Genomic DNA, 16334 nt, shown 5'->3' with positions numbered 1-16334 from the left:
ACGCCAACGCACGCGCCTCTGGCCCTCATGGTCACGTAGCGACGGTAACGTCTCCCTTGGAACTGAGCGGTCATAGATGGCCGGGTCTATTGGAGATGACCATGTACGCTACGCAAGCCGACTTCGTCGGCGGCACTGATGTGCTGTCGACTTCCCGCGTGGAATCCTACATTCGTGCCAACAGCTTCGAGCGCCCGACCCTGGTGCTTGACACCGATCGCGTCGCCGACCGCTTCCACGCGCTGCGCGCGGGGCTCGGCCAGGCCGCCATCCATTACGCGGTCAAGGCGAACCCCGCCCGCGAAGTGATCGAGCGCCTCGTCGGCCTCGGCTGCCATTTCGACGCCGCCTCGCGCGGCGAGATCGAACTGTGCCTCGGGCTGGGCGCCGCGCCGCACCAGATCTCCTTCGGCAACACCGTCAAGCGCGTCGCCGACATCGCCTTCGCCCATCGCGCGGGCGTGACCCTCTTCGCGGCCGATGCCGAGGAAGAGCTGGACAAGATCGCCGAACATGCCCCGGGCGCCGAGGTCTATATCCGTGTGCTCGTCACCGCCTCGCAGGCCGACTGGCCGCTCAGCCGCAAGTTCGGCTGCGCGCCCGCGAAGGTCGCGCCGCTGATGGCGCGCGCCGTCGCGCTGGGCCTGCGTCCGGCCGGGCTGTCCTTCCATGTCGGCAGCCAGACCCGCCGCGCCGAGATGTGGCTGCCGGTGCTGAACGAGGTGGCCGAGATCTGGCATGCCGCGCGCGCCGAGGGCTATGATCTGGACCTCCTGAACATTGGCGGCGGCTTCCCGGCCTATTACGGCGAGGACGTGCAGCCGCCCGCGTTGTATGCGGCCGAGGTGATGCGCCTGGTGACCGAGCGTTTCGGCGCGGTGCCGCGGGTGATGGCCGAGCCGGGGCGCGGCATGGTGGCCGAGGCCGGCGCCATCGCGGCCGAGGTGATGCTGGTGTCGCAGAAATCCGACGACGACACCTATCGCTGGGTTTATCTGGACATCGGCAAGTTCTCGGGGCTGGCCGAAACCATGGACGAGGCGATCCGCTACCAGTTCGCGACCGATCGCGACCATGAGGCGACCGGCCCCTGCATCCTGGCCGGTCCGTCCTGCGACAGCGCCGATGTGCTGTACGAAAAGCGTCCGGTCCAGCTGCCGGTGGGTCTTCGCTCGGGCGACAAGGTCATCATCCGCAACTGCGGCGCCTATACGTCCAGCTATTCCTCGGTCGGTTTCAACGGTTTCCCGCCCCTGGACGTCGTCGTCATCTGATCTGACAGTGCGATCACCGGGCCGCCTGCCGCCTCGGCATCGGCCCGGTCATGGGTGACCAGCAGGACCGGCAGGCCCCGGTCCCGCGCGCGGGCAAAGACCAGCGCGCGGATCTGATCCCTCAGCGTCGCATCGAGCCGCGAAAAGGGCTCGTCCAGCAACAGCGCCTGCGGCTCGGCCAGGAGCATCCGCATCAGCGCGACCCGAGCCTTCTGGCCGCCCGACAGAGTGGCCGGGTCGCGGTCGGCAAACCCCGCCATGCCGATTTCGTCCAGCGCGGCCTCGATCCGCGCGCGGCGGGCCTTGCGGCCGCGCAGTGCGCGGGGCAGGGCGAAGGCGAGGTTGCCGCCGACGCTGAGATGGGGAAACAGCAGCTCGTCCTGATAAAGGATGCCGACCCGCCGGTCTTCGGGCGGCAGGGCCGTCACGTCGCGCCCGTTCAGCACCACGCGGCCGGTCATGGTGAAGGCCGGAGGCAGGGTGCCGATCACTGCGGCCAGCAGCGTCGACTTGCCAGAGCCCGAGGGCCCCATCACGCTGAGAACCTCGCCGGGGGCGACATGGGCCTCGACCGCGATCAGCGGTTCGCCCCCCCGGGCGAGGACGATAGTCTCAAGCCGCAGCCCGGTCATCCGGCCCCCCGCATCCCGCGGCGGTGGCGGTAGATCAGCCGGGGGGCGGCCAAAGCCAGTGCGAAGGGGGCTGCGACAAGGGCGGTCTGGACCAGAACGGTCACGCCGATGATCCGCCGGTCGCCGCCTGCGGCCAGAGCCACCGCCTCGGTCGTGAGCGTCCTGATCCGCCCGCCACCGGGCAGCAGCGTCGGCAGATATTGCCCGACCGAGACGGCGAAGCCTACCGCTGCGGCGGTCAGCACCGGCGCCAGCAGCATCGGCAGCCGCACGGTCCGGAAGATGCGGCCGGGACCGGCGCCAAGGGCCGCGGCCACGGTGGCGTGGCGCGGGTCCCAGGCCCGCCAGGGCGCCGAGAGCGCGAGAAAGACATAAGGGAGCACGAAGACCAGATGGGCCAGCACCACCGTGCCGCGCCCGGTCCCCGCGCCGAGGCTCAGCGCAAGGGTCTGAAGCCCCGGCAGGAAGGCCACCTGCGGCACCAGCAGCGGCAGGTACAGAAGCCAAAGGCTGCGACTGCCGGGGGCAAGCCCGAAGCGATGCTCGGCCTCGAGGCAGGCCAGCGTCAGGGCCAGCGCCAGCGCGGTGGCCAGACCGGCCAGCAGCAGGGTCTCGCGCGCGGGCGCGATCAGCGCCTGGCCGTGGCGCGCCCAGCTTCGCAGCCCGATGCCGTCCGGCAGGGCGTCGGGAAAGCCCCAGAAGCCCGCGACCGACCAGAGCGCGAGCCCGGCAAGCCCGAAGATCACCGCCGCCGCCGCCAGCGCCGCAAGCCCCAGACCGGCGGCGCGCAGCACCGGCTCGGCCATGTGCCGCGCACCGCCCTCGGCCCAGCGGCGGCCGAGACGGGCCGCGCCCACCTCGCCCAGCCGCCAGAGCGCAAGGGCCGCGAGGACCAGCCCCAGTTGCAGGATCGCTCCGGCGGCGGCCCGGAACCTGAGGCTCAGGTCGGGATCGGACATCCAGCGGACCACCTGCACCGCCAGCGGCGGCGGCGTCGACGGGCCAAGCACGATCGCCACATCGACCGCCGACATCGAATAGGCCAGCACCGCATAGACCGGCAGGCGGATCTGGGCATAGACGGCCGGAAAGACCGCCTTGAGCCAGCCGGTCGTCCGCCCGTATCCGAGCGCGCGCGCGATGGTCAGCCGCCGGGCGGGTGCCGCCTGCGGCAGCGCGGCCAGTGTCATCAGAAGCAGAAACGGGATCTCCTTGGCGGCGAGCCCCGCGATCATCGCCAGCCCCATCGGGTCCTGCAGGATCAGCAGATCGGGCGGGCGTTGCCAGCCGGTGGCCCAGGGCGACAGGGCGCGCGCGATCCAGCCCGAGGGGGCGATCAGGAAGGCCAGCCCCAGCGCGGCGGCCACATGCGGCACCGCCAGAAGCGGCGAGAGCAGCCGTTCAAGCAGGCCCATCGCCCGTGTACCCGCCCATCCGGCGGCAAACAGCGTGACCGCGCCAAGCGCGATCAGCGTCGCGGCCAGGCCGGTCCCGACCGACAGCGCCACCGCCTGCCAAAGGCCCGGCCAGGCGGCAAGCGCGCGGGCGGGCTCGAGGCTGAGCGTGTGGCCGCCCAGCGCCGGGAAGACCCCCAGCGCCGGGGCGAGGGTTCCGGCAAGTCCGGCCAATACCGGCCCCAGCATCAGGACAAGCGTCAGCGCGGGCGCGGCGCGCAGCGGGCGCATGGGCTACCGGGCCGTGCCGTAACGTGCGGTCCAGTCGGCCTCGATCCGGGTGGCCCAGGAGGGATGCGGCTCGGGCAAGGCGGGGCCAAGCTCGGCGGGCGAGAGGGTGGCGATGCCAAGATCGAGCGCCTCGAAGCGGGCGCGGTCGTCGGGGGCGAGCTTGTCCATCGCCAGCACCGTGCCATAGCCCAGAATGTCGGGGTCCTGGGCATGGGCCTGCGCCTCGGGCGACAGCAGGAAATTCGCCAGCACCATCGCGCCCGCCCTGGCCGAGGCGTTGTAGGGGATGGCGACAAAGCTGGCATTGCCGATGGTGCCGCCCTCCAGCACGAAGGTCCGCACCGTGTCGGGCAGTTGCCCATTGGCAATGGCGGTCGACGCCTCGCCCGGGCTGAACGAGATCGCAAGGTCGATCTCGCCATCGGCCATCAGTTGCAGCTGTTGCGGGCCGGATTGCGGATAGGCCCGGCCCTGCCGCCACAGATGCGGGGTCAGATCGTCGAGAAAGGCCCAAAGCGGTGCGGTCACGGCGTCATATCCGGCCTCGTCGGCGGGGGTTTGCAGAACCGACGGGTCGGGGGCCAGCTCGTACAGCGCCTGCTTGAGAAAGGTGGTCCCGAGGAAGTCGGGCGGCTGCGGATAGGTGAAGCGGCCCGGATGGGCGCGGGCCCAGTCCAGCAGTGCGGGCATGGTCCTTGGCGGATCGCCGAGCCGTGCCGTGTCGTGATAGAAGACCACCTGTGCCATCGCCCAGGGCGCCTCGAACCCGTCGGTCGGGACGGTGAAATCGGCGGTCACGGCGGGCTTGCCCACGGTATCGACGAAGCGCCAGTTGGGCAGATCCCCGGCCCAGGGGCCGAACAAGAGCCCCGCCTCTTTCATCGCGGCGAAATTGGCGCCGTTGATCCAGACAAGATCGACCGCGCCGCCCGTGTCCTTGCCGGCGGTCTTTTCGGCCAGCACCCGGCTGACCGCATCGGCGGTATCGGCGAGCTTCACATGCTCGACCGTCACGCCGTAGCGGTCCCCGACCTCGCCGGCGGCCCAGCGGATGAAATCGTTGGTGGCCGCAGCCCCGCCCCAGGCGTTCCAGTAGACGGTCTGGCCCCGGGCCTCGGCCAGCACGGCGGGCCAGTCGGCCGGGTCCGGGTCCGGGCCTGCGGCCAGCGCAGGCAGCGCAAGTCCGGTCAGCAGGCCCGGAAGGCAGGCCCGGGCAAGACGGGAGGCGGTCAGGCGCATGCGGCAGTCTCCTTCATGGCGGCCCGGCGCGGGGGCCGGGAAAGATCAAAAATGAAACGGACCTGTCGCACAAGCCCGTGTAAACCCGTCCCGCCGGGACCGGAGCGGTCCCCGCAAGTGTCATCTGTCAGGGTAAGGGGGCGAGGATGCAAGGCAAGGTGGTGACGGTCGCCCGGGACGGAACGCACCGGTTTTCCAAGACCTGCCAACCGTCGATCCGTCTGATCGCGGGGCTTGGCGTCGAGGGCGACGCCCATGCCGGGGTGACGGTGCAGCACCGGTCGCGGGTCCGGCGGGACCCGACGGTGGCCAACTTGCGGCAGGTTCACCTGATCGGAGCCGAATTGCTGGAAACGCTGGCCGCAAAGGGCTTTGCGCTGGCGCCGGGCGATCTGGGCGAGAACGTCCTGACGCGGGGGCTCGATCTTCTGGGCCTGCCGGAAGAGACCGTGCTGCATCTGGGCGCGACAGCCCGCGTCCGGCTGACCGGGCTGCGCAATCCCTGCGCCCAGATCGAGAGCTTTCGGCCGGGGCTTCTGGCCGAAGTGCTGGAGCACCGGGCGGATGGAAGCCTGCGGCGGAAGGCGGGGGTGATGGGCGTGGTCGAGACCGGCGGAGAGCTGCGGCCGGGCGATCCGGTCGGGGTCGAGCTGCCGCCCGGGCCGCACCGCCCGCTCGACCGGGTCTGAAAGTGGCCTGAATTGCCCTCCCGGGGGCGGATCTGCGGGTTTTCCCCAAGTTGCCTCGCAGGCGGCGTCACGAGACACTGTGCCCGGGAAAGGATGCGTCCGAACGGGGTCCAGTCATTTTTTCCAGATCATTCGGTCAAGTTGCGCGGGTTAGGCGCAGCCTCGCCGACGGTTCCTTTCCCGCCTTTCCGCTCCCGGGCCGCCGGGGCCCGGGCGGCAGGCCATTGCCACGGCGCGGGTCAGGCGGCCAGCGCCTCGGGCTGCCGCCCCTCCGAGACAAGGGCGCTGTGCAGCGCGCGGATTGCGTCGTCCATGGCCTCGCGCGGCACCACGAACTGGGCATCGACATCGCGGGTGGTCTGCTGCACGGCGACGGGGTCGATCCCGCCCGCGTCGAGCGCGGCAAGCCCGCGGGCCAGCACCTTCAGCCCCTTCAGATCGCGCCCGATGGCGGCCACCACCGCCAGATTGCGCGCGGTCAGCGTGGCGCCCGGGAACTTGGCCTCGAGATCGCGCTCGACCCGGCGCACCGATTTCAGCGGCGCATCGAGATAGTGCGTGATGGTGTTCGCGTTCGAGGTCTTGGCGACGATCCGCACCTGATGCCGGGTCAGCACGTCGAGGATCGCGCTGTCATAGCCCTTGACGCCCACCATGTCCTGTTCGAACAGCTCCAGCGCATAGACGCCCAGCCCGGTCACCATCTCGACCCGCGCGGTTTCGGCCTCGGCATCGTCGATCAGCGTGCCCGGGTCCTCGGGCTCGAAGGCATTGGTCACGCGCAGCGGAATGCCCGCCTGCCGCAGCATCTTGGCGGCCTTGGGGTGCACGGCCTCCATGCCCATGTTCGACAGCTGGTCGGCCACGTCGTAATTGGTGTGGCCCAGCTTCACCACCGCCTCGGCGCCGACCAGTTTCGGGTCGGCCGAGGACAGGTGGAACTCCTTGTGGATGATGGCCTCGCCCGCGCCGGTCAGGGCCGCGATCCGGGCGAAGGTCACTTCGGAATAGCCGCGGTCGAATTCGGCCATCAGCCCTTCGGAGCATTGCGCATAGCCGGTCACGATCGGCATCTCGTGGAAGATGTCGACATCGCGCAGCCCCTCGACGATGCGGTCTTCGAGGGTGCATTCGGTTTCGTCCCGCCAGCCCGACAGATCGACGAAGCGCGCGTCGATCCCGCGCCGCCGCAAAAGGGCGGCCGTGGCAAAGGCGGAATGCGCCTCGCCCAGCCCCGACAGCAGCTCGCGGATCAGCCCCATGTGATGGGCCAGCCGGAAATGCCCGTAAGAGCAAAGCCGTTGCAGGTCGATCAGGCAGGAGCGCGCGCCCTCGATCCGTTCGCGCACGAAATCGTCGGCGGCGGCGATGTCGGCGGGATGGCCCAGGACCGATGCATGAGCCTCGCGCATCGCGCCCGCGACGCGGTTCAGCGCGTCCGACCAAGCGTGGTCGTTATCGGCATTGGCAAAAAGCCCGTAGACCCCGGGCTCGCCGGTTTTCTTCTGTTCCAGCAGCAGGTCGGTGATGCCGCCGAAGGCCGAGACCACGAAGATGCGGCCGTACTCCGGCGCCTCTCGGCCCCGGGTGAAAAGCGTGTCCACCAATTCGTGGACCCGCGCCATGGAGGTGCCGCCGATCTTCTCGACGGTATGATGTCGCTTGGTCACTGTGTGTCGCGCCCGCCGGGTTGCCCCGGGAGCGTCCTGTATTGGGAGTCAGTCGGCGAGTTCCTCGACGGGCGCGTAGGACCCGTCTTCGCGGTGCACCTCGGTGCCGGTGACCGGCGGGTTGAAGCAGCAGGCCATCACCAGTTCTTCCTCGGCCCGCAGGGTGTGGTGGTCGTGCTGGTCGAGCGCGTACATCACCCCGGGGCGGATCTGGAAGGTCTCGCCCGAGGCCAGGTCGGTGATCGAGCCCTTGCCCGAGATGCAGTAGACGCTTTCGAAATGGTGCTTGTAGTGGAACGTGTGTTCCGAGCCCGCCTGCAGCGTCGTGATGTGGAAGGAAAAGCCCATCCCGTCATCGGCCAGCAGCATCCGGACCGAGGTCCAGCGCGCATCCGACACCGCGCGATCGGTATCCTTGAGCTTGTGAAAATCGCGTACAATCATTGTCTTACTCCGCTGCGATGGGAAAAGGGGCGCAGGCTTCGACAGCGGCGTCGAGGATGTCGAGCCCCTTTCGGAACTGCTCCATCGGGATGGTCAGGGGCGCCAGCACCTTCACCACCTCGTCCTGGGCGCCCGAGGTTTCGATGATCAGCCCGCGCCGGAAGCAGTCGGCGCAGATCCGGGCCGCGAAATCGCCGTCACCGACGTCGATGCCGCGCATCATGCCGCGGCCCTTCAGCGCCGCGCCCTCGATCCGCCCGGCAATCTGGCTCAGGCGTTCTTCCAGCACCTGCGACTTGCGCGCGACCTCGTTGCGCAGGTCGTCATCGGCCCAGAACTTCTCCAGCGCGACGCGGGCGGTGACGAAGGCATGGGTGTTGCCGCGGAAGGTGCCGTTGTGTTCGGCCGGCTTCCAGATGTCGTGGTCGGGCCGGACCAGCACGCAGGCGAAGGGCAGCCCGAATCCCGACAGCGACTTGGCCAGCGTCACCATGTCGGGCTCGATGCCCATATGGTCGAAGCTGAAAAAGCTGCCGGTGCGGCCGATCCCGGCCTGGATGTCGTCGACGATGAAGAGTGCGCCGTGCTTCTCGGCCAGCCGCGCCAGACCCTGCACCCACTCGCAGGAGGCGGCATTGAGCCCGCCCTCGCCCTGCACCAGCTCGACGATGAAGGCGGCGGGCGCGTCGATGCCCGAGGACGGGTTCGACAGCATCGTGTCGAGATAGTCGAGCGTGTCGAGATCGCCCATCGAGTTCTCGAAGGGCATGTGGGTCACGTCGGGCAGCGGCACGCCCGCGCCGCCGCGCTTGCCGGCATTGCCGGTCAGCGCCAGCGCGCCGAGCGTCATGCCGTGAAAGCCGTTCGAGAAGGCGATCACGTTGCGCCGTCCGGTGACCTTGCGCGCCAGTTTCAGCGCCGCCTCGACCGCGTTGGTGCCGGTCGGGCCGGTCATCATCACCCGATGGTCCATGCCGCGCGGGCGCAGGATGTGGTGTTCGAAGGCCGTCAGGAAGGCAGCCTTTTCCTCGGTATGCAGATCCAGCGCATGGGCCAGCCCGTCGCGCTCGATATGGGCGATCAGCGCGGCCTTCATGTCGGGATCGTTATGTCCGTAATTCAGCGACGAGCACCCGGCGAGGAAGTCGGTATAGGCATTGCCCTCGGCATCGGTCAGCGTCGCGCCCTCGGCGCGGGCGAAGCTGACGGGGAAATTCCGGCAATAGGACCGGACCTCCGATTCGCGGCGGTCGTAAATGGCGGTTTCGGCTGTCTCAACAGTCGACATGGGAATGTCCTCGGGTTTCTGGAAACGGGAAAGCGAAAGGCACGAAGAACGTCGTCAGGCCGCCCGGGTCAGGGCCTCGGCCAGCCGGATCGTCACCATGTGTTCGGTGGCGTGGCGTCCGTCGAAATGGTCGGACCGGGTGAAATGGGGTTCGTCCTCGATGCGCGCACCGAGGCGACGGGCGATGCCGCGGAACAGCCCCCAGGAAGCATCGTTGTCACGGGTGATCGTGGTTTTCAGCCGCATCACGCCATCGCAGGCCTCGCGGTCCAGCAGCTCGAACAGCATCCGCCGCCCCAGTCCGTGGCCGCGTGCCTTGTCCGACACCGCGACCTGCCAGACGAACAGCGTCTCGGGATCGTTCGGCAGCAGATAGGCCGAGATCCAGCCGACGATCTCGCCGTCCATCTCGGCCAGGATGCAGGTCTCTGCGAAGTGATCGCACTGGATCAGGTTGCAATACATCGAATTCTCGTCGAGCGGCTTGCAGGCGCGGATCAATGCCCAGACGGCGGGCCCGTCCGCGCCGGTGGGCGATCGGAAGGTGATCGGCGTCTTCGGGCGCCGGGGGCTTGCTTGGATCGTGGTCGTCATGGCTCTGCTGTCCTCCTTGTGGCACGGGCTGCGTCGCACGGGTCTGGAATATAGTTAGCCATACGAAATTTCAATATGCCGATGCAAAAGGCACAAAATTTCACGTATTGCCGCAAAAATGAACTACGAGCCATCGAGTGCGTTACGGAATTTCAACCCTGAATTGCTGCCATTGTTCCAGGGAATTTTGTCATGCGAAGCGCATGCCTCTTGCGCCCGGCGCCGTTTGGTGAAAACCGTGCGCCGTCAAGGGGCTGCCGAACCATGGAGGGGTCGTGAAACGGTCCGAACTGAGCCTGATCGCCTTGCGCCGGATCCTCCGCGCGACCGAACTTTATGGCCGCGAACTGGCCCGCGCCGCCGGGCTGACCGCGGTGCAGATCCGCGTGCTGCAGATCGTGGCCGAGACCGGGCAGAGCACGCCCAAGACGATCGCGACCCGGATGGGCGTGTCGCAGGCGACGATGACCACCCTCATCGACCGGCTGGTGGCCAAGGGTCTGGTCGACCGGCGCCGGTCCGAAGCCGATCGCCGTCAGATGAACATCGCGATCACGCCCGAAGGCCGGGCCGCCATCGACCGGGCGCCCGATCCGCTGCATGACCGCTATGTCACCGCCTTCGAAAAGCTGCCGGACTATGAACAGGCGATGCTGGTCGCCGCGCTCGAACGGGTTGCGGCGCTGCTGGATGCGGGGCATCTCGATGCGGCGCCCGTCCTCGATCTGGGCGATATCCGGAAAACCCTGCCCGAAGAATAGGCAGCCGCGCGCGGCGACGCTGCGTCGAGGTGCAGCAGTCCGGGGCGCCGACCGCCCGTGGAAGCGGATCGTTAACGCGCCGCGGCGCAGCCTGGGCAGGCCGTCCCCGACCTGTGCGGCCGCACCCCGGGCGGGGCAGGGGGCGGGAACGGCGGAAAGGAAAAGATCCCATGGCCCTTGCAGGGGGTCTGGCGCGAAACTAAGACTCGTTCTGACACGCGGGGCGCATCCACGCCCGTCAGCATCCAACGGCCGAACGTACCCAGAGGCAGGCGACTATGACCGACATGATCCAGCATTACATGAACAACCTGGTGCCCATGGTGGTCGAACAGACCTCTCGTGGCGAACGGGCCTATGACATCTTCTCGCGCCTCCTGAAGGAGCGGATCATCTTCATCACCGGCCCGATTCACGACGGCATGTCGAGCCTGATCGTGGCCCAGCTTCTGCATCTGGAAGCCGAGAACCCGTCGAAGGACATCTCGATGTACATCAACAGCCCGGGCGGCGTTGTGACCTCGGGCCTGTCGATCTACGACACGATGCAATACATCAAGCCGAAGGTCTCGACGCTGGTGGTCGGGCAGGCGGCCTCTATGGGCTCGCTGCTGCTGACCGCCGGGGCGCCGGGCATGCGCTTCTCGCTGCCCAACAGCCGGATCATGGTGCACCAGCCCTCGGGCGGGTTCCAGGGGCAGGCGACCGACATCATGATCCATGCCCAGGAAACCCAGAAGCTGAAGGACCGGCTGAACCAGATCTATGTCAAGCATACCGGGCAGGATCTTCAGTCGGTGATCGACGCGCTGGAACGCGACAATTTCATGGATGCCGAAACCGCCAAGGCCTGGGGCCTGATCGACGAGATCGTCGAAAGCCGCAGCGCGGTCGAGGACGCGAAGTAACCGCTTTCGCCCGGCGCGGGGCCCGATCCGGCCCCGCCGCATGGTGCGGAATTTGACATTGTGCCCCGGTGCGCCTTGGCCTACGCTGACCCGAGGCCGAGGCAACCGAGGTAAGCCAGCCGCTTCTGCCCGGACAGGGCGGCACAGACGACGACCGCAGAGGACCGACATGGCGACGAATTCAGGCAGCGACTCGAAGAACACGCTCTACTGCTCGTTCTGCGGCAAGAGCCAACACGAAGTCCGCAAGCTGATCGCCGGGCCGACCGTGTTCATCTGCGACGAATGCGTCGAGCTGTGCATGGACATCATCCGCGAGGAGACCAAGACCTCGGGGCTGAAGGCCACCGACGGCGTGCCGACGCCGCGCGACATCTGCGATGTGCTGGACGATTACGTGATCGGTCAGATGCATGCCAAGCGTGTGCTGTCCGTTGCGGTGCACAACCATTACAAGCGGCTCAATCACGGCGCCAAGTCCGCCGATATCGAGCTGGCCAAGTCGAACATCCTGCTGATCGGCCCTACCGGCTGCGGCAAGACCCTGCTGGCGCAGACGCTGGCGCGCATTCTCGACGTGCCCTTTACCATGGCCGATGCGACCACGCTGACCGAGGCGGGCTATGTCGGCGAGGATGTCGAGAACATCATTCTCAAGCTGCTGCAGGCGTCGGAATACAACGTGGAACGCGCGCAGCGCGGCATCGTCTATATCGACGAGGTCGACAAGATCACCCGCAAGTCCGACAATCCCTCGATCACCCGCGACGTGTCGGGCGAGGGCGTGCAGCAGGCCTTGCTGAAGATCATGGAAGGCACCGTCGCCTCGGTGCCGCCCCAGGGCGGGCGCAAGCATCCGCAGCAGGAATTCCTGCAGGTCGACACGACGAACATCCTGTTCATCTGCGGCGGCGCCTTCGCCGGTCTTGAAAAGATCATCGCGCAGCGCGGCAAGGGCTCTGCCATCGGCTTCGGCGCCGATGTGAAGGACAACGACTCGCGCGGCGTCGGCGAGACGTTCAAGGAACTGGAACCCGAAGACCTGCTGAAATTCGGGCTGATCCCCGAATTCGTCGGCCGTCTGCCGGTGATCGCCACGCTGACCGATCTGGACGAGGCGGCGCTGGTGCAGATCCTGACCGAGCCGAAGAACGCGCTGGTCAAGCAGTATCAGCGGCTCTTCGAACTGGAAGACACCAAGCTGACCTTCACCGAGGATGCCCTGTCCGCCATCGCCAAGCGCGCGATCGCGCGCAAGACCGGCGCGCGCGGCCTGCGGTCGATCATGGAGGATATCCTGCTCGACACCATGTTCGATCTGCCGGGCATGGATGCGGTGCAGGAAGTCGTGGTCAACGAGGAAGCGGTCAATGCCGATGCCGCGCCCCTGATGATCTATGCCGACAGCAAGAAGGAAGGGAAGACCGCGGGCTGAGCCTTGGCCCGCCGTCTGATCTCGACCGGCTCGCCCTTCGAGGCCAAGATCGGGTATTCCCGCGCGGTCATCGCCGATGGCTGGGTCTTTGTGGCCGGGACGACCGGCTATGACTATGCCACCATGACCATGCCCGCCGCGGTCGAGACCCAATGCGCCAATGCGCTGGCCACCATCGCGGCGGCGCTGGCCGAGGCGGGCGCTTCGCTCGACGATGTCGTCAGGGTCCGCTACATCCTGCCCGACCGGGCCGACTGGCCCGCCTGCTGGCCGGTCCTGTCCGAGGCCTTTGCCCGGGCCCGGCCCGCGGCCACGATGATCCTGGCCGGGCTGATGGAGCCCGAGATGAAGATCGAGATCGAGGTCACCGCCCGGCTGCCCGCCGTGCCCTAGCGCCGGGCCTTTTCCCCAACGCTCACCGCTTCGTGACGCGCCGTGGCCGCGGCCGATGCATCCGCCGTGGCCCCGTCTGCGTAGTGCCCTTGCGTGACCCATGACAAGGGAGGGTATTCATGGACCGTCTGAGCCTGCTTCTGACCCCGATGACCGGGGCCGTCATCACCGGGATGCTGGTGATCGTCATGTTCTCGCTGGGCTTTTACAGCTGGATCGCGGTCGCCATCGGCGCCGGGATCGGCTGTGTCCTGGCCTGGCCCGCGGCCTATGTCGTCTCGCGCCGGATCAAGCAATCCGATCCGCGCTGGCCGACACGCGCCGAGGCCGACCGCCTGAGGGGCGGCCTGCCCGAAGTCTGACCGACCGTCTGATTGGCCCCGGCAGGTGCGCTGTCGGGGTCTTAGCTGGCACCCCGGGCGGCGTCGGGATGGGCGATCAGGAAGGCATGCAGCACCCCGTAAAGCGCGCGCGCACCCTCCAGATCGTCGGCATGCAGGGCGGCGCGGATGTCGTCGCAGATCATGGCCATCACCCGTTGCGGGCCGTTATGGACATGCATCAGGTATTCGCCCAAAAGCGAGGCATCGGCCTCGGGCACATGCTCGTGAAGTGCGATGGCCGCGATCTCGTCGCGGGTCAGGCTGGTCATGTCCTCGATATCGTCGAGCGAAATCATCCCTGTCTTCCCCTGATGCGCCAAGCCAAGTCTAGCATGGATACCGTGCTGTCCGTTTGATTCCGGTCAAGTGTTTTTCCGCGCGTCAGCCCCCGGGCCCGGCCTTGTCACCGCGCCTCTGTGCCTTAGTCACTGCCCGGTCCGGCCCGGCGGTCTATTCCCTCTGCGCAAGAGTTTCGAAAACAGGGAGAGACCTCATGACACCCCGAAAAACGGCCCTGATCGCGGCGGTCGCACTGGCGCTGGCAGCGGCCCCGGCGGCGGCCAGGGATGTGCGCACGCTTGTCACCGTGCTGACCGATCCGAACCCGCAGACCCAGCTGATGGGCCTGGTCCTGACGCTGCAGGCGCTTGAGCGCGGGGCGGCGGTCAGGGTCCTGCTGTGCGGGCCTGCGGGCGATATCGCGCTGGCAGACCCGCCCGCGGCGGCCACAGAGCCCCAGCCCCCGGCGGGGATGAGCCCGCAGGCCGCCCTTGCGGCGGCCATCGGCAAGGGGGCCCGGGCCGAGGTCTGTGCGATCTACCTGCCCGGGCGGGCCGCCGGACCCGAGGCGCTGATCGAGGGCGTGGGCGTCGCGAAACCCGATGCCATGGCGCGCGATCTGCTGGACCGCCAGAGCCGGGTCTGGTCGTTCTGAACGGTCGCGCGGGGCGGCGTGTTCCCACCGGCCCGCGCGCCCCCGACCGGCTGGATGCTTCGCCAAGCCGCACTGCCCGCCGCGCGGAATTCCTCTACCTTTCCGGGTGTGAGCCTTGCCGCCGTCTCCGCACCGGGCGACGGCACGCCGATACCGATTTTCGCCCGCCGCAGCGGCGAGGCAGGCGGTGGCCGTGCCGGCGTTCTGGCGAATGGCGCTGGGCCATCTTCCGACCGCCCGCGATGCCGGCGGTCGTTTCGGGCAAAGGACGATCGGAGGGCCATCGATGTCGGTCAAGGGCTATTCAAGTATGCAAATCCGCCTGCATTGGGCGGTGTTCGGGCTGGTCGTGGTGCAGTTCCTGTTCGGGAACGGCATGGGCCATGCCTTCGGGCAATACATGGACACGGGCGAGAAGGGTTTCAGCCTTCTGGTGGGGCTGCATATCCTGATCGGGCTGTCGATCCTGGTGCTGGCCTTCTGGCGGCTGGGGCTGCGCTTCCTGCACGGGGTGCCTGCGCCCGATCCGGCCCATTCGCCCGCGCAGGTCCTGCTGGCACGGGTGATCCATGGCGGGCTTTACGTGCTGATGGTGGCGCTGCCCGTCTCGGGTATGCTGGCCTGGTCGCTGGGCTCGGGCCTGGCCGCGGGGCTGCATGCCGGGTTTCGCGTGATCCTGGTGCTGCTGATCCTGCTGCACGTGGCGGCCGCCCTGATGGGGCAATACATCAAGAAGGACGGCACCCTGACCCGGATGCTCAAGGCCGAGGGCTAGGCGCCAGGTCGAGGAAGGCGCGCACCGCCGCCTCGAACTCTCTCGGTTTCTCGGCGTGGAGCCAATGCCCCGCGCCGGGGATCTTCGCAAAGCGCGCGGCCGGGAACAGCGCCTTGATACGGTCGCGATGTTCGGGGCGGATATAGGTCGAGTTCGCCCCGGCCAGAACCAGCGTCGGGCCGTCGAACTGCCCGTCGATGGCCTCGGGCCAGCCCATGATCCGGGGCATCTCGGCCTCCAGCGTGTCGAGGTTCAGCCGCCAGCGATGCGGGTCGGCCCGCAGATCCAGCGATTGCAGCAGGAAGGCCCGGGTCGAGGGATCCTCGACCGAGGCGGCCAGCGCCCGGTCGGCGTCGCCGCGCCGCTCGATGGCGGACAGGTCGAGCCCGCGCATCGCATGGATCAGCCCGAGCTGGGTATGGTCATAGGCCACCGGCGCGATATCGGCTACGATCAGCCGGTCGACCAGTTCGGGACGCGTCAGCGCCAGCACCATCGACGCCTTGCCCCCCATCGAATGACCCAGAACGTCCGCGCGCCCGCCCTCGGCCTCGATCACCTCGGCCAGATCGGTGGCCAGGTCCGGATAGCTGTGGGTCGAGCTCCATGGGCTGTCGCCATGGTTGCGCATGTCGACTGCGATCACCCGGCGGCTGTCGGACAGGCGCCGCGCGATGGCGCCCCAGTTCCGGGCAGACCCGAAGAGGCCATGGACGATCAGAAGGGGCGCGGCGGCTGTGGCATCGCCGTGAACATGTGTCGCGAGCATGGCGCAGAGATAGCGGCGCCGCGCGCCCGGAGCCAGTGCCTTCCGCAACGCGGGGGCCGATCCCGGGGCCGGTTGCGGGCGGGGACCCTGTGCTCTGACCGATCTCGGACCCCGGGATCGCGTCGGCAAGCTCCGGGCCGATCGCGCAAACAGGTAGAGGATCAAAGTCTCGCCTGCGGCGTCTGCGCTGCGGTGCGGTCGACGCGGCCGCCGTGGCTGCGTCCCTGGCGCACGACACACGGGATCAGCAGGGCGACGTTCTATACGTGGCGGAAGTAGTTCGGCGGGATGGAAGCATCTGACGCCAAGCGGCTGCGGGAGTTCGAGGCCGAGGACGCCAAGCTCAAGCGGAGTGAGCCATTGTCCGCCATTGGTCCGAGGACAATGGCGGGCGTCTCTACCAACAGCGGGCCATCCGCAGGGTCGGAGAGGCCATCGAGCGGGATGCCCAACGTAAAGCT

The 16334-nt window shown here is 68.1% G+C and carries 18 protein-coding genes and 1 pseudogene; 10 read left to right on the top strand and 9 right to left on the bottom strand.

Annotated elements, in window-relative coordinates:
• Nucleotides 1-101 precede the first annotated feature (101 nt).
• On the top strand, nt 102-1274 hold the full coding sequence (locus EV657_RS12610; protein ID WP_371412617.1) for a type III PLP-dependent enzyme: 1173 nt from the start codon (nt 102-104) through the stop codon (nt 1272-1274).
• Here the strand turns inward: EV657_RS12610 and EV657_RS12605 are convergent.
• Genes EV657_RS12605 through EV657_RS12595 form a run of 3 tightly spaced genes read right to left on the bottom strand, consistent with a single transcriptional unit; the run spans nt 1220 to nt 4830 of the window.
• A complete protein-coding gene (locus EV657_RS12605; protein ID WP_134078114.1) occupies nt 1220-1906 on the bottom strand; it encodes an ATP-binding cassette domain-containing protein in 687 nt (228 codons plus the stop codon). The genes EV657_RS12610 and EV657_RS12605 overlap by 55 nt on opposite strands.
• Nucleotides 1903-3591, bottom strand: a complete 1689-nt coding sequence (locus tag EV657_RS12600) for an ABC transporter permease (protein ID WP_134078112.1) — start codon at nt 3589-3591, stop codon at nt 1903-1905. The genes EV657_RS12605 and EV657_RS12600 overlap by 4 nt, the downstream gene beginning before the upstream one ends.
• 3 nt (nt 3592-3594) lie before the next feature.
• On the bottom strand, nt 3595-4830 hold the full coding sequence (locus EV657_RS12595) for an ABC transporter substrate-binding protein (protein WP_134078111.1): 1236 nt from the start codon (nt 4828-4830) through the stop codon (nt 3595-3597).
• A 146-nt stretch (nt 4831-4976) separates the two neighbouring features.
• Between EV657_RS12595 and EV657_RS12590 the strand changes: the two genes are divergently transcribed.
• Nucleotides 4977-5519: an MOSC domain-containing protein gene (locus EV657_RS12590; RefSeq protein ID WP_134078109.1), complete on the top strand. Its 543-nt coding sequence runs from the start codon at nt 4977-4979 to the stop codon at nt 5517-5519.
• A gap of 239 nt (nt 5520-5758) precedes the next feature.
• Here EV657_RS12590 and EV657_RS12585 read toward each other — a convergent pair whose 3' ends face one another.
• Genes EV657_RS12585 through ectA form a run of 4 tightly spaced genes read right to left on the bottom strand, consistent with a single transcriptional unit; the run spans nt 5759 to nt 9515 of the window.
• Complete coding sequence (locus EV657_RS12585) at nt 5759-7189, bottom strand: aspartate kinase (RefSeq protein ID WP_075785288.1); 1431 nt, start codon at nt 7187-7189, stop codon at nt 5759-5761.
• 48 nt (nt 7190-7237) lie between these two features.
• Nucleotides 7238-7633: an ectoine synthase gene (locus EV657_RS12580; protein ID WP_075785289.1), complete on the bottom strand. Its 396-nt coding sequence runs from the start codon at nt 7631-7633 to the stop codon at nt 7238-7240.
• A 4-nt stretch (nt 7634-7637) separates the two neighbouring features.
• Nucleotides 7638-8921, bottom strand: a complete 1284-nt coding sequence (gene ectB, locus EV657_RS12575) for a diaminobutyrate--2-oxoglutarate transaminase (protein ID WP_113670277.1) — start codon at nt 8919-8921, stop codon at nt 7638-7640.
• 54 nt (nt 8922-8975) lie between these two features.
• Nucleotides 8976-9515 (bottom strand): diaminobutyrate acetyltransferase, encoded by a 540-nt coding sequence (gene ectA, locus EV657_RS12570; protein WP_113670278.1) that lies wholly within the window; start codon nt 9513-9515, stop codon nt 8976-8978.
• A gap of 275 nt (nt 9516-9790) precedes the next feature.
• On the opposite strand from ectA, the gene EV657_RS12565 reads away from it, so the two are divergent.
• The 5 genes from EV657_RS12565 to EV657_RS12545 all read left to right on the top strand — a co-directional run bounded on the left by EV657_RS12565 (nt 9791) and on the right by EV657_RS12545 (nt 13374).
• Nucleotides 9791-10276, top strand: coding sequence for a MarR family winged helix-turn-helix transcriptional regulator (locus EV657_RS12565; protein ID WP_075785292.1), 486 nt, complete (start codon nt 9791-9793; stop codon nt 10274-10276).
• A 278-nt stretch (nt 10277-10554) separates the two neighbouring features.
• Entirely contained in the window at nt 10555-11184 is a 630-nt protein-coding gene (locus tag EV657_RS12560; RefSeq protein ID WP_075785293.1) for an ATP-dependent Clp protease proteolytic subunit, read from the top strand.
• A 169-nt stretch (nt 11185-11353) separates the two neighbouring features.
• On the top strand, nt 11354-12619 hold the full coding sequence (gene clpX / locus EV657_RS12555) for an ATP-dependent Clp protease ATP-binding subunit ClpX (protein WP_075785294.1): 1266 nt from the start codon (nt 11354-11356) through the stop codon (nt 12617-12619).
• 3 nt (nt 12620-12622) lie between these two features.
• Nucleotides 12623-13012, top strand: coding sequence for a RidA family protein (locus EV657_RS12550; protein ID WP_075785295.1), 390 nt, complete (start codon nt 12623-12625; stop codon nt 13010-13012).
• Nucleotides 13013-13131: 119 nt separating this feature from the next.
• On the top strand, nt 13132-13374 hold the full coding sequence (locus tag EV657_RS12545; protein WP_075785296.1) for a hypothetical protein: 243 nt from the start codon (nt 13132-13134) through the stop codon (nt 13372-13374).
• A gap of 41 nt (nt 13375-13415) precedes the next feature.
• On the opposite strand, the gene EV657_RS12540 is transcribed toward EV657_RS12545, so the two are convergent.
• Nucleotides 13416-13691, bottom strand: a complete 276-nt coding sequence (locus EV657_RS12540) for a hypothetical protein (RefSeq protein WP_113670280.1) — start codon at nt 13689-13691, stop codon at nt 13416-13418.
• Between the two features lie 197 nt (nt 13692-13888).
• On the opposite strand from EV657_RS12540, the gene EV657_RS12535 reads away from it, so the two are divergent.
• Together EV657_RS12535 and EV657_RS12530 are read left to right on the top strand one after the other, a co-directional pair.
• Nucleotides 13889-14329, top strand: a complete 441-nt coding sequence (locus EV657_RS12535; protein WP_075785298.1) for a DsrE family protein — start codon at nt 13889-13891, stop codon at nt 14327-14329.
• Nucleotides 14330-14639: 310 nt separating this feature from the next.
• Nucleotides 14640-15104: a cytochrome b gene (locus EV657_RS12530; protein WP_165828154.1), complete on the top strand. Its 465-nt coding sequence runs from the start codon at nt 14640-14642 to the stop codon at nt 15102-15104.
• On the opposite strand, the gene EV657_RS12525 is transcribed toward EV657_RS12530, so the two are convergent.
• Nucleotides 15088-15873, bottom strand: coding sequence for an alpha/beta fold hydrolase (locus EV657_RS12525; protein WP_134078194.1), 786 nt, complete (start codon nt 15871-15873; stop codon nt 15088-15090). The genes EV657_RS12530 and EV657_RS12525 overlap by 17 nt on opposite strands.
• A gap of 237 nt (nt 15874-16110) precedes the next feature.
• On the opposite strand from EV657_RS12525, the pseudogene EV657_RS22215 reads away from it, so the two are divergent.
• Nucleotides 16111-16224: pseudogene (locus EV657_RS22215) on the top strand (transposase); the annotation flags it as partial.
• Nucleotides 16225-16334: the final 110 nt, after the last annotated feature.

This window comes from Rhodovulum visakhapatnamense (assembly GCF_004365965.1).
In the GTDB taxonomy this organism is placed as follows: domain Bacteria; phylum Pseudomonadota; class Alphaproteobacteria; order Rhodobacterales; family Rhodobacteraceae; genus Rhodovulum; species Rhodovulum visakhapatnamense.
This window is presented reverse-complemented; position numbering and strand designations above follow the sequence as displayed.